12 protein-coding genes and 1 pseudogene are annotated in these 12,411 nt (G+C 70.4%); 10 read left to right on the top strand and 3 right to left on the bottom strand.

The window, feature by feature from the left end; all coding sequences use genetic code 11:
• The first annotated feature begins 34 nt into the window (after window positions 1-34).
• The 4 genes from ACH4KB_RS31745 (at window position 35) to ACH4KB_RS31730 (ending at window position 3,608) form a co-directional block, all read left to right on the top strand.
• Window positions 35-1,300, top strand: coding sequence for an alpha/beta fold hydrolase (locus tag ACH4KB_RS31745; protein ID WP_398069602.1), 1,266 nt, complete (start codon window positions 35-37; stop codon window positions 1,298-1,300).
• Between the two features lie 12 nt (window positions 1,301-1,312).
• A complete protein-coding gene (locus ACH4KB_RS31740) occupies window positions 1,313-1,966 on the top strand; it encodes an MBL fold metallo-hydrolase (RefSeq protein WP_398069474.1) in 654 nt (217 codons plus the stop codon).
• A 42-nt stretch (window positions 1,967-2,008) separates the two neighbouring features.
• Window positions 2,009-2,788 carry an exodeoxyribonuclease III gene (locus tag ACH4KB_RS31735; RefSeq protein ID WP_398069472.1) on the top strand — a complete coding sequence of 260 codons (780 nt, stop codon included), beginning with the start codon at window positions 2,009-2,011 and terminating at the stop codon, window positions 2,786-2,788.
• An 82-nt stretch (window positions 2,789-2,870) separates the two neighbouring features.
• Window positions 2,871-3,608: a Clp protease N-terminal domain-containing protein gene (locus ACH4KB_RS31730; protein ID WP_398069470.1), complete on the top strand. Its 738-nt coding sequence runs from the start codon at window positions 2,871-2,873 to the stop codon at window positions 3,606-3,608.
• 342 nt (window positions 3,609-3,950) lie between these two features.
• Here ACH4KB_RS31730 and ACH4KB_RS31725 read toward each other — a convergent pair whose 3' ends face one another.
• Window positions 3,951-4,730: an SDR family NAD(P)-dependent oxidoreductase gene (locus tag ACH4KB_RS31725; RefSeq protein WP_398069468.1), complete on the bottom strand. Its 780-nt coding sequence runs from the start codon at window positions 4,728-4,730 to the stop codon at window positions 3,951-3,953.
• Between the two features lie 108 nt (window positions 4,731-4,838).
• Between ACH4KB_RS31725 and ACH4KB_RS31720 the strand changes: the two genes are divergently transcribed.
• The 5 genes from ACH4KB_RS31720 to ACH4KB_RS31700 all read left to right on the top strand — a co-directional run bounded on the left by ACH4KB_RS31720 (window position 4,839) and on the right by ACH4KB_RS31700 (window position 8,679).
• Window positions 4,839-5,279 carry a DUF6278 family protein gene (locus ACH4KB_RS31720; RefSeq protein ID WP_398069466.1) on the top strand — a complete coding sequence of 147 codons (441 nt, stop codon included), beginning with the start codon at window positions 4,839-4,841 and terminating at the stop codon, window positions 5,277-5,279.
• Window positions 5,280-5,449: 170 nt separating this feature from the next.
• The gene (locus ACH4KB_RS31715; RefSeq protein WP_398069464.1) at window positions 5,450-6,193 is read left to right on the top strand and encodes an amino acid ABC transporter ATP-binding protein; all 744 of its coding nucleotides are present in this window, start codon (window positions 5,450-5,452) and stop codon (window positions 6,191-6,193) included.
• A gap of 11 nt (window positions 6,194-6,204) precedes the next feature.
• The gene (locus ACH4KB_RS31710; protein WP_398069462.1) at window positions 6,205-7,134 is read left to right on the top strand and encodes a glutamate ABC transporter substrate-binding protein; all 930 of its coding nucleotides are present in this window, start codon (window positions 6,205-6,207) and stop codon (window positions 7,132-7,134) included.
• Between the two features lie 16 nt (window positions 7,135-7,150).
• Window positions 7,151-7,795 (top strand): amino acid ABC transporter permease, encoded by a 645-nt coding sequence (locus ACH4KB_RS31705; protein WP_398069460.1) that lies wholly within the window; start codon window positions 7,151-7,153, stop codon window positions 7,793-7,795.
• Window positions 7,792-8,679 (top strand): amino acid ABC transporter permease, encoded by an 888-nt coding sequence (locus ACH4KB_RS31700; protein WP_398069458.1) that lies wholly within the window; start codon window positions 7,792-7,794, stop codon window positions 8,677-8,679. The genes ACH4KB_RS31705 and ACH4KB_RS31700 overlap by 4 nt, the downstream gene beginning before the upstream one ends.
• A 32-nt stretch (window positions 8,680-8,711) precedes the next feature.
• Here the strand turns inward: ACH4KB_RS31700 and ACH4KB_RS31695 are convergent, their stop codons facing one another.
• Window positions 8,712-10,307, bottom strand: coding sequence for a CocE/NonD family hydrolase (locus ACH4KB_RS31695; RefSeq protein ID WP_398069456.1), 1,596 nt, complete (start codon window positions 10,305-10,307; stop codon window positions 8,712-8,714).
• A 176-nt stretch (window positions 10,308-10,483) separates the two neighbouring features.
• Window positions 10,484-10,681: pseudogene (locus tag ACH4KB_RS31690) on the bottom strand (L,D-transpeptidase family protein); the annotation flags it as partial.
• 1,164 nt (window positions 10,682-11,845) lie between these two features.
• On the opposite strand from ACH4KB_RS31690, the gene ACH4KB_RS31685 reads away from it, so the two are divergent.
• Window positions 11,846-12,283, top strand: coding sequence for a flavoprotein (locus tag ACH4KB_RS31685; protein WP_398069454.1), 438 nt, complete (start codon window positions 11,846-11,848; stop codon window positions 12,281-12,283).
• Window positions 12,284-12,411 lie beyond the last annotated feature (128 nt).

Here is a 12,411-nt window from a genome sequence, read left to right as displayed (position 1 = left end):
TGTGGGAACGGTGAGTGAGAAGGCGACAGAATCCATGCAGTACCGCTTCGACGGGCCCGAGGACGCCCCGGTCCTGGTCATCGGGCCCTCGCTGGGCACGACGTGGCACATGTGGGACCGCCAGATACCCGAGCTGTCCCAGCACTGGCGGGTCTTCCGCTACGACCTTCCCGGCCACGGCGGCGCCCCCGCGCACGCCGCCGCGTCCGTCGCCGATCTGGCCGACCGGCTGCTCGCGACGCTGGACGGGCTCGGCGTCCAGCGCTTCGGCTACGCGGGCTGCTCGATCGGCGGGGCCGTCGGCGCCGACCTGGCCCTGCGCCACCCGCACCGGGTCGCCTCGCTGGCGCTCATCGCCTCCTCGCCCCGGTTCGGCACGGCCGACGAGTTCCGCCGGCGCGGCGTGATCGTCCGCACCAACGGCCTGGAGCCGATGGCCCGCACCGCGCCGGAGCGCTGGTTCACCCCCGGCTTCGCCGCCGCGCAGCCCGCCATCGTCGAATGGGCCGTGCAGATGGTCCGCACCACCGACCCCGGTTGCTACATCGCCGCCTGCGAGGCGCTCGCGGCGTTCGACATCCGCGGCGCGCTGGGCCGGATCGGTGTTCCCACCCTGGTGCTGGTCGGGGCGGAGGACCAGGTCACCGGGCCCGCCGAGGCCCGCACGCTGGTCGCCGGTATACCGGACGCCCGCCTGGCGCTCGTCCCGGGGGCCTCGCACCTCGCGCCGGTCGAGCAGCCCGCCGCCGTCAGCGACCTGCTGCTGATGCACTTCTCCACCGCCTGGCAGCAGGACACCTCGGCGGCGATCCCCGTGCTGCCGCTGGTCCCCGGGCCCGCGACGCCCGCCGCCCCGTTCGCCCCGGTGGCCGAGATCGCCCCGGCCGCCGCGCAGCCCGAGACCTCCGCGCCGTCGCCGGACGACCGGCACGAGCAGGGCACGAAGGTACGCCGGGAGGTGCTGGGCGACGCCCATGTCGACGCGGTGAACGCCTCGGCCGACGGCTTCACCGAGGACTTCCAGGAGTTGGTCACCCGGTACGCCTGGGGCGAGGTCTGGAGCAGGGACGGCCTGGACCGCCGCACCCGCAGCTGCATCACCCTGACCGCGCTCGTCGCCTCCGGCCATCTGGAGGGCCTGGCCGCGCACACCCGCGCCGCCCTGCGCAACGGCCTGACGCCCGACGAGATCAAGGAAGTTCTCCTCCAGACCGCCGTCTACTGCGGACTCCCGGCCGCCGGAGCCGCGTTCGCCGTCGCGCAGAAGGTGATCCAGGAGGAAACCACGCCGCCCGCGTAGCAGGATGGAACCATGAACGCATCGCCTCGGGCACTCACCCTCACCAAGAAGACCCACTCCTGCGTCCGCGTCGAGAAGGAGGGGCGGGTCCTGGTCATCGACCCCGGGGGCTTCTCCGAGGACGACGCGGCGCTGGGCGCCGATGTCGTCCTGGTGACGCACGAGCACCCGGACCACTTCGACGAGGCGCGGCTGCGGGCGGGCCTGGAGGCGAATCCGGCGGCCGAGATCTGGACGCTGCGCAGCGTGGCCGAGCAGCTGTCGGCCGCGTTCCCCGGGCGGGTCCACACCGTGGGCGACGGGGACGCGTTCTCCGCCGCCGGATTCGACGTCACCGTGCACGGCGAGCTGCACGCGGTGATCCACCCGGACATCCCCAGGGTCACCAACGTCGGCTTCCTCGTCGACGGTTCGGTCTTCCACCCCGGCGACGCGCTCACCGTTCCCGGCCGCCCCGTCGACACCCTCCTGCTTCCGGTCATGGCTCCCTGGAACAAGATCTCCGAGGTCATCGACTATGTGCGCGAGGTCAAGCCGCGGCGGGCCATCGACGTCCACGACGCCCTGCTGACCGATCTGGCACGGCCGATCTACGACAACCAGATCGGGGCCCTGGGCGGCGCGGACCACGGTCGGCTGGCGCCGGGCGGGGTCACCGAGCTGTGAGCCCCCCGGCGACTGTCAGTGGGAGCCGCTAGGTTGGCTGCCATGCGCATCGCCACCTATAACGTCAATTCGATCACCGCCCGGCTGCCGAGGCTTCTGGCCTGGCTGGAGAGCAGCGGCACCGATGTGCTGTGCGTCCAGGAGACCAAGTGCACGGCGGAGCAGTTCCCCGCCGAAGCCCTGCGCGAGGCGGGGTACGAATCCGCTGTCAACGCCACCGGCCGGTGGAACGGCGTCGCACTGCTCTCCCGCGTCGGCCTCGCCGACGTCGTCACCGGGCTGCCCGACGGCCCGGAGTACGACGGGGTGCGGGAGCCCCGCGCGATCTCGGCGACCTGCGGCCCGCTGCGCCTCTGGTCGGTGTACGTGCCCAATGGCCGCGAGGTCGCGCACGAGCACTACGCGTACAAGCTGCGCTGGCTGGAGGCCCTGCGGAAGGCCGTGGCGGCGGACGCCGCGAAGGCCCTGCCGTTCGCGGTCCTCGGCGACTTCAATGTGGCCCCGACCGACGAGGACGTCTGGGACCCGGCGCTGTTCGCCGGCGCCACGCATGTGACGTCCGCCGAGCGCGCCGCCCTCGCGGCCCTGGAGGCGGAGGGGCTGAGCGAGGTCCTGCCCCGCCCCCTCAAGTACGACCGCGCCTACACCTTCTGGGACTACCGCGAGCTGAGGTTCCCGAAGAACAAGGGCATGCGGATCGACCTCACCTTCGGCAACGCCGCGTTCACCGCCGCCGTCAAGGACAGCTATGTCGACCGAGAGGAGCGCAAGGGCAAGGGCGCGTCGGACCACGCCCCGGTGGTCGTCGACCTCGACCTCTGAGCCGGGATCCGCGGGGGTGGAGGCCGCACCGTACTGACAACTCAAGGTTGACACTTTCTAGGTGTCAACCTACGGTTGTCACATGACGCAGCCTCTTCCCGTCACCCCGTCCGTGCGCCTCGACGATCTGATCGAGGCCATCAAGCAGACCAACGACGACGCCCTGGAGCAGCTCTCCGGCGCGGTGCTCGCCGCCGACCACCTCGGAGACGTGGCCGACCACCTCATCGGCCACTTCGTGGACCAGGCCCGGCGCTCCGGCGCCTCCTGGACCGACATCGGCCGGAGCATGGGGGTCACCCGCCAGGCCGCCCAGAAGCGCTTCGTGCCCAAGAAGGGCGGCGGCTCCTCGGACCCGGACCCGAACGAGGGCTTCAACCGCTTCACCCCGCGCGCCCGCAACGTGGTGGTCGCCTCCCACAACGAGGCCCAGGCCGCCCGGCACGCCGAGATCGTCCCCGCCCACCTGATCCTCGGCCTGCTCGCCGAGCCCGAGGCCGTCGCCGCCCGCGTCCTCACCGGGCAGGGCGTGACGGCGGACGCGGTGCGGGCGGCGGCGACCGCCGTGCTGCCCGCCGCCGTGGACGAGGCGGCCGAGCTGATCCCGTACGACGCGGACTCCAAGAAGGTCCTGGAGCTGACCTTCCGCGAGGCGCTCCGGCTCGGCCACAACCACGTGGGCACCGAGCACATCCTGCTGGCCCTGCTGGAGTTCGAGGACGGCTCCGGCGTGCTCACCGGCCTCGGTCTGGACAAGGAGGCCGTCTCGGCCGCGGTGGAGCGGGCGGTGGGCGAGGCGGCGCAGGCCCTCCGGCACTAGGCCCTGTCGTCGAACTCCCGCCTGCCCCGCGGCGCCATGCACGCACTCTCGCCGCACCGGGCACACGCCCGAGTACGTCCAGTACGCGGACCTGCGCCCGGCACACCGAGAGCACGCACCCGACCCCGCAGGGCCGCCCTTCGGGCGACGGCGGGAGTTTGACGACAGGACCTAGAAGCCCCGAGCCCCCTCACGACGGGCGGCGGGCCCGGCGCACCGACGGCCGGTCACCGAGAGCCCGCCGCCCGGGCGCACCGGCCCTCGGTGTGCCGAGCACCCGCGGTCCCCTCGGTGCACCGAGCACCCGCCGTCCCCTCGGTGCACCGAGCACCCGCCGTCCCCTCAGTGCACCGAGAACCCGCCGTCCACGAACACCGACTGCCCGGTGACGTACGCCGAGGAGCGCCCCGCCAGGAACACCGCGGCCCCCGCGAAGTCCTCCGCGAGTCCGTTCCGGCCGACCATCGTCCGGGCGGCGAGCGACGCCACCTTCTCCGGGTCCGACTGGAGGCGTGCGTTCAACGGGGTCAGCACGAACCCGGGCACCAGGCTGTTCACGGTGACGCCGTGCGGCGACCACGCCTCGGCCTGGGAGCGGGTCAGCGACTCCAGGCCGCCCTTGGACACCCCGTAGGCGCCACTGCTCACGAACGCCCGGTGCGCCTGCTGCGACGTGACGTGGATGATCCGCCCGTACCCCCGCTCGGCCATGCCGGGCCCGAACCGATGCCCCAGCAGGTACGGCGCCTTCAGGTTCACCGCCATCGTGGTGTCCCAGACGTCCTCGTCCAGCCCGCTCATCGGCGGCCGCAGATTGATCCCGGCGCAGTTCACCAGGATGTCCGGCTCCCCGAAAGCCCGCACGGCCTCGTCCGCCCCCGTGCGCACCCCCTCGGTGGTGCTCAGGTCCGCGCTCACCCAGGCGGCCCGGCAGCCCTCGGCGGTCAGCTCGTCCACGGTCGCACGCAACTCGGCCTCCCGGCGGGCCACCACGACGACGGCCGCACCGGCCCGGGCCAGGGCGCCGGTGATCCCCCGGCCGATGCCGGAGCTGCCGCCGGTGACCACCGCCACCCGGCCTTCCAGCGAGAACAGTTCCGAAACGTAAGCGTGTGGACTCATGTGCGTACTTTAGATATCTGCTCGGATTCCGGCCGGGGCGGGGTGGGGGATCGGTGAACGCCGCGCGCCCTGTGGTGCGGAACCTGGCCGGGATGGGACCCTAGTGGTATGAACATCCCTTTCTTGGACAACTGGCGTAAGCGTCAGGGGGGTACGCATTCAGGCGCACTCGCCGCCGCCGTCGAGGCAGACCCCGACGGTGTGGCCGAACTGCTCGCCGAATGCGAACTGCTGCGCGTCAGGGCGGGGCAGCACGGACTCGAACTCGATGACACACCCGCTTCGTTGGCCGCGCTCGACCAGCTGCCGCCCCGCTGGCGCGACGACCCCGAGGAGCTTCCCTGGCTCGGCAACGACGCCGGCCTCTACCTCGGCACCGTGATCGTGCGGACCGTTCCGGGCGCGGAGTGGGACGTCTGGCCGAGCGGTCAGCCCGTGGTGCGGCTGGAGTCCGGGCGGGAGATCGACGTCGTCGCGGCCGGTCTCGACTGGGCGATGGCGGGCAGTCCCGAGCTGTCCCAGGTGTACGCGGAATCCGCCGAGAACTGAGCGGCCAGGGGCTCTCGTCCGGATCGGGTCGGGCTCGCGGGCCCCGCCCTCCTCACCTAATCCAGTTAAAAAGCCTTTTGCGCCATTTACGCGTGTCGGGTGCGAAGTCCCTTTTCGCGATGGATAGTTTGCGCTGACCTCGACACAGCGACAAGTGGGTAGGGCAGCGCATGGCCGTCGATCCGTTGATCGAACTGAGGGACGTCAACAAACACTTCGGAGAGTTGCACGTACTTCAGGACATCAATCTCACCGTCGGCCGCGGGGAGGTGGTGGTGGTCATCGGCCCCTCCGGCTCAGGAAAATCCACCCTGTGCCGGGCGATCAACCGGCTGGAGACGATCGAATCCGGCAGCATCACGATCGACGGCAGGCCCCTCCCCGAGGAGGGCAAGGGCCTGGCCCAGCTCCGTGCCGAAGTCGGCATGGTCTTCCAGTCGTTCAACCTCTTCGCCCACAAGACCGTGCTGGACAATGTCTCGCTGGCCCAGCTCAAGGTCCGCAGGCGCAAGAAGGACGAGGCCGATCGGCGCTCCCGTGAACTCCTGGAGCGCGTCGGCCTGGCCGCCCACGCGGACAAGTTCCCCGCCCAGCTCTCCGGCGGCCAGCAGCAGCGCGTGGCCATCGCCCGCGCCCTGGCCATGGACCCCAAGGCGCTCCTCTTCGACGAGCCCACCTCGGCGCTCGACCCGGAGATGATCAACGAGGTGCTGGAGGTCATGCAGCAGCTGGCCCGGGACGGCATGACCATGGTCGTGGTCACCCACGAGATGGGCTTCGCCCGCTCCGCGGCGAACCGCGTGGTGTTCATGTCCGACGGCTGCGTCGTCGAGGACCGCACCCCGGAGGACTTCTTCACGTCCCCGTCGAGCGACCGCGCCAAGGACTTCCTTTCCAAGATCCTCAAGCACTGAGGGGGGCTTCCATGTTGCGCACGAGGAACACGCGTACGGGCAGGGCCGCCGCCCTCGTGGCCGGTCTCCTGCTCGCCGCACTCGCCGCCGGCTGCGGCAGGGACGGCAGCCCGCCGGTCAAGGGCCCCAAGGCCGAGGCACTGCCGGTGTACCAGGTCGACACCGGCTTCGAACTGCCCGACTCCCGCACCTGGACCAAGGCGAAGAGGCGCGGCCATCTGGTGGTCGGCGCCAAGGAGGACCAGCCGTACCTGGGGGAGAAGGACCCGGCGAGCGGGGTCTACTCCGGGTTCGACATCGAGATCGCCCGCATGATGTCGGCCTCGCTCGGCTTCGACCCGAAGACGATCCGCTTCCGCACGATCGCCTCGGCCAACCGCGAGACGGCCCTGCAGAACGGCCAGATCGACTACTACGTCGGCACCTACACCATCAACGACATGCGCAAGAAGCTCGTCGGCTTCGCCGGCCCGTACTACATGGCGGGCCAGGGCCTGCTGGTGCGTACCGACGAGAACGACATCGACGGGCCCAAGGACCTGGCGGGCAGGACCGTCTGCTCGGCGTCCGGCTCCACGCCCTACCAGCGCATCGCCGCCGACTACCCGAGGGCGACGCTCGTCGCGTACGACACGTACTCGATCTGCGTCGACAACCTCCTCACCTTCCAGGTCGACGCCGTCACCACCGACGACGCGATCCTGCTGGGCTTCGCGGCCAAGGCGCCCGACGAGATGAAGGTCGTCGGCAAGCCCTTCTCCCAGGAGCCGTACGGCATCGGCGTACCGCGCGACGACAACGCGCTGCGCGACGCGCTCAACGACGCGCTGGAGGCCAACGAGAGAGACGGCAACTGGAAGAAGGCGTACGAAGCGACGCTGGGGCTCTCCGGAGCGCCCGCGCCGACCCCGCCGCCCATCGACCGCTACCCGGCGAACTGAGGGGACGGCCCCACCCATGGACGTACTGACAGAGAACTTCTCCCTCTACGGCAAGGGCTTCCTCGGCACCGTCGAGCTGACCGTCTACGCCTCCGCGCTGGCGCTCGTCCTCGGCTTCCTGATGGCGTCCTTCCGGGTCGCGCCCGTCGGCTCCCTCCGGGTGCTGGGCACGGTCTGGGTCACCGTGCTCCGCAACACCCCGCTGACGCTGCTGTTCTTCGCGGTCCTGCTCGGCCTGCCCCGCTTCGGGCTCGTCCTGCCGTTCCAGGTCTTCGCCGTGCTGGCCCTCGGCTGCTACACCTCGGCCTTCATCTGCGAGGTGCTGCGCTCCGGCATCAACACCGTGCCCAAGGGCCAGGGCGAGGCCGCGCGCAGCCTCGGTATGAACTTCGGCCAGACCCTGAGCACCGTGGTGCTGCCGCAGGCGTTCCGGTCGGTGATCCCGCCGGTCGGCTCGACCCTGATCGCGCTGGCGAAGAACTCCGCGATCGCCGGGGCGTTCAGCGTCACCGAACTCCTCGGCACCTACAAGACGCTCAACGAGCTGGGCTACAGCATCATCTGGTCCTTCATCTGGATCGCCGTCGGCTACCTGATCATCACCCTGACCATCAGCGCGGTGTTCCACGTGATGGAGAAGCGCTGGGGAGTGGCACGATGACCAAGACCCTCACCCGCAGGCCCACGCTCCCGGCGGCCACCGCGCTCTACGACATCCCCGGCCCGGTGACCCGCAAACGGCACCTGATGTACGGGATCGCCTCGACCGTGGTGATCCTGGCGCTGTTCGGCTGGATCGTCTATCTGCTCTTCGACACCGACCAGTTCACCGCCGAGAAGTGGACGCCCTTCACGTACAAGGGCATCCAGGAACTGCTGCTGCGCGGCCTCGGCAACACCCTCAAGGCGTTCGCGTACGCCGCGGTCCTCTCGCTCGTCCTCGGTGCGGTCCTCGCGGTCGGCCGGCTCTCGGAACACCGGGTGCTGCGCTGGACCGCCACCCTGCTCGTCGAGTTCTTCCGGGCCATGCCGGTGCTGGTGATGATCTTCTTCATCTTCGTGGCGCTGAAGGTCCAGCCGCTTCCCGCCCTGGTCGCCGGGCTGACGCTCTACAACGGCTCCGTCCTCGCGGAGGTGTTCCGCACCGGGATCAACTCCGTGGACCGGGGCCAGCGCGAGGCGGCGTACGCGCTCGGCATGCGCAAGACACAGGTCACCACGTTCGTCCTGGCTCCCCAGGCCGTGCGCGCGATGCTGCCGACCATCATCAGTCAGCTGGTGGTCGCGCTCAAGGACACCTCACTGGGCTATCTGATCACCTACGAGGAATTCCTCCACGCCGGAAAGCTGATCGCGTCGAATCTCGACTACGATCTTCCCTTCATCCCCGTCGTGATGGTGATCTCTCCGATCTACATCGGGATGTGCATGCTGCTCTCGTGGTTCGCCACCTGGGTGGCCCGTCGTCAGCGGCGCAATCCGAAGACGGAGGCGGTGGGGGTGGCCCCGGCCGAACCGGGGACGCTGCTGCCGGGAGGACAGTAGCCGGGCCCTGCCCGCCCGGCAGCAGTCGGTGATCACTTCTCGCGCAGCGGGACCGAGAGATGACTCGGGTCCGTGCCGGGCGAGGAGAAGGTCAGCTGCGCGCCGGTCGGGTTGTGCTCGATGTACAGCGGATCGACGGTGTCGATCACCAGGGCGAGCCGGTGACCGGCCGGGACGTCGTAGGCCGTGGAGTACAGCTCCAGGTCGACGGGGAACGGCCGGCCCGGCGTCTGCCCGTGGAAGGTGTACGGAGCGTTGCTGACCAGTTTGCCGATGCCGAGCGGTCCCACGTCGTAGAGATACGCGACGAGGGTGCCGCTCGGCTTCGTGGCGGTGACCGTGGTGTGCAGCGCGGACGTCCCCCGGATCCGCTGCTCGGTGGCGTACCGCTCCGACTGCCACACGCTCGCGAACGTGCGCGGCAGCAGGGGCACGGAGACCGTCGGCGGGAGCTTCAGGAACTGGTCCAACGCGTTGGACAGGATCGCGATGCCACCGTTGGCGCCCGAATCGACGCCTGCCCACACCTTCTTGGTGCCGTCCAGCGGGATCCGGTTCTGCACCGCGCCCACGGACTTCCAGTCCGGGTAGCCCTCGTACCCCTGGTCGGTGCGGGATTTGAGCTGGACGGGAAGCTCGGTGTCGATGCCGTTGCGCTCGCCCCGGAGATAGCGGTCGAACCAGCGACGGGTGCTCGTCCAGGTGTCGTTCGGCAGCCCGAGCAGGCCGGTGGCCTCGGCGGTGGCGTGGTCGCCCGGGCGGAACTCCAGCCGCTTGGGACCGGTGAGCTTGTCGTAGAACGAGGCGTACTGGTTGGGCGGGAAGATGGTGTCGCCCCAGGCGTTGCCCATCATGATCGCCGCGCCGTTGGCGTTGATCCGGTCCAGATACGTGGCGGGGGAGCGCTTCTTCCCCCAGGCGATCATCTCCGGCTCCTTGTCCAGGCGGGAGCCGAGGAAGTCCTTCAGCGTCCGTGTCAGCTCGTCGCCGGGGCGGCCGGTGACCAGGCCCGCGCCGCCGAGCAGAGCGGCGGCCTGGAGGTGCTGGGTGCGCCCGCTGTAGATCGAGTCGATCAGGTCGGCCCAGCCGCTGAGCGCGGCGACCGCCTTGATCCGCGGGTCGTGCCCAGCGGCCAGCAGGCTGATACCCGCCCCGTAGGAGACGCCGCCCATGCCGACGCGGTCCGGGTCGGCGGAGGTGTGCTCCAGTGCCCAGTCGATGACGGCGGAGGCGTCCGCGATGTCCGGGGGGCCCGCGACCTCGATCTTCCCGCCCGAGAGCCAGAAGCCGCGCGAGGTGTAACTCACCACGACATAACCGGAGTCGGCGAGCTTCTGGGCCTGGGCCAGATACTCGATCTGCGGCATGGCCCAGCTCGTCGGGAAGACGATCAGCGGATGCTTCGTCCCGGCCGCCGCCCCGGCGGGCGTGAAGACGTTGCCCTTCAGGGTGATGCCCCCGGAGCCGGGGATGTCATGGAACGTCAGGCGCTGTGCGGTCGTGCTGGTGGGCGCGGTGCCGGGGGCCGCCGTCGCGGCCGGGGCGGCGCCGAGCGCGGCCCCGGCGAGCAGGACGACGGCGGTGGTGATCGAAGCGATGGTGCGTGGTGCCGGTTTCGGACGTGCCACGGGGTCACTCCTCACGCGTGTCGGTGCAAAGTGACCCGACGGTAACCCCGATTGTTTACCGCTGGTAACTACCGGGTGCGTTGCGTGAAGGTAACGATTGTTGGACGCGGTGTCAGTAGTGCTGCGGGCTCGGGGCGCTACGTACGCGCTCCGGGCCCGGAGCGGGCGCTACCGGGTCACGCCAGGGCGCTCTTCGCCGCCCAGTCCTCCCGCGAGAGGTTCCACGCGCCGTACCCGTTGCCCTCGGCGACCGTGCCCTTGGCCTGTGCGCTGGTCATCTCGAACGGGTCGCCCACCCGCACCTGTCCGTACAGGGCCGCGGCGTCCGCGTCGCTCATCCCCACGCAGCCCGAACTCCGGTTGGCCCGATGGAAGGTGGACCTCCAGGCCCAGCACGACGTGACCCCGGCACGGGCCGGCGAACTGTACGAACTCCTCGGCATGCCCACCGACGGGGCGACCGTCAACGTCACCCGCAGCCGCCTCGGACGCCTCGTCCGCCGCCAGCGCCGCCAGCCGGTCCACCACCTCCTGGGGAACGCCCCGGCCCTCGTAATGCGCGCGAGCCTCCGCCTCGGTCTCCAGGAACAGTTCCTCGGTCGCGCCGTTGTCCATGGAGTCATAGACGAGCCGCTGGATCTGCGGCCCCCCAGGAGCCGCGGCGGACTGCTGTACGTCCTGCTGGTGCCCGCACCCGGCACCGTGCCGGTGCTGCGCCTCCCCCCTGCACCTGGCGCTGCACCTGGCGCTGCATGGTGGGCTGGGCGTACGCGTGTCCGCTCCGCTGGAGCATGCGCAGCACGGCGGCGTTCCCCAACGAGCGCTGAAGGCCGAGGATGCCGGACTGGCTGGAGGGAACGGGCGTCCGGGGGGTCGGGGTGCGCCTGTCGGCGGCCCGGCCGGCGGGACGTTCGTACTGGGGCAACGGGATAGTTCCTTCCACGAAGCGGCACTGCCCATGGAACATGCCCGCCGCCGCCCCCGCCAGCTCCGGCGGGGCAGTTCTTCGGGCAGGTCTTCCGGCCCTTCCGTCCCCGCCGGACCGCCCGCCCGTCTCTGGACGTATTGATCACGAGCATTGTTGACGCCGACCGGGCTTGATCATGGCGAAGACCTCCGGTGTGGTGGAGGTGTCGAGTCTTCACCGCACGGAGGTCTTCGTGTCCCACCGTAATGCCCGCCTCGACCGTGCACCGGATCCTGACCCGCCACAGCCTGAACCGGCTGTCCTGGATCGACCGTCCGACCAGCACCCTGATCCGCCGCTAGGCCCTGTCGTCAAGCTCCCGCCTGCCCCGCGGCGCCATGCACGCACTCTCGCCGCACCGGGCACACGCCCGAGTACGTCCAGTACGCGGACCTGCGCCCGGCACACCGAGAGCACGCACCTGACCCCGCAGGGCCGCCCTCCGGGCGACGGCGGGAGTTTGACGACAGGACCTAGGAACGCGACCGGCCCGGCGAGCTGATGCACATCACGGACGCCCGCCCATCACCCGCGTCAACAACGCTGCGGGCCAATACATCGGACGGCCCTCATGACGACCCTGTACCTGTTCAGCAGCGCGGCACCGCCCGTCTTCGACATCGCCCGCGTCATCGAGGAAGCGCAGTCCGACGGCTGGGACGTATGTCTCGGTCTCACTCCCACGGCGGCGCGCCGGCTCACCGACTCCCTCGACGGTCTCGCCGCCCTCACCGGCCGCCCAGTCCGCTGGGACTACCGGATGCCCGGTCAGCCGGACGTGTGGCCGAAGCCGGACGCGATCGTCGTCGCACCGGCGACCTTCAACACGATCAACCAGCGGGCGCTCGGGATCACCGACAAGTGGCTCGTCGGAGTGGTCGCCGAAGGCATCGGCAAGGGCATCCCCATGGCGATGATGCCCTGTGCGAACCGGGCGTACGTCGCCCATCCGCAGTTCGAGCGGTCGATCGACGCCCTCCAGGGAGCTGGGGTTGCAGGGGTTCGGTGAGCGACTTCGGCGGGCAGCCGAGGCATGGGAGCGACGAAGCCGGCTACGCGGCTGTTCCACGATCGGAGGGAGCGGAGCCGCCTTCCCTCCTCGTTGGACAGGGATCCGTCCAGGCGGCGGTCAGGCAG

Origin of the sequence: Streptomyces sp. NPDC017520 (assembly GCF_044329855.1) — a bacterium.
Classification (GTDB): Bacteria; Actinomycetota; Actinomycetes; order Streptomycetales; family Streptomycetaceae; genus Streptomyces.
The sequence above is the reverse complement of the archived record's forward strand: the minus strand, read 5'-3'. Positions and strand labels throughout refer to the sequence as shown.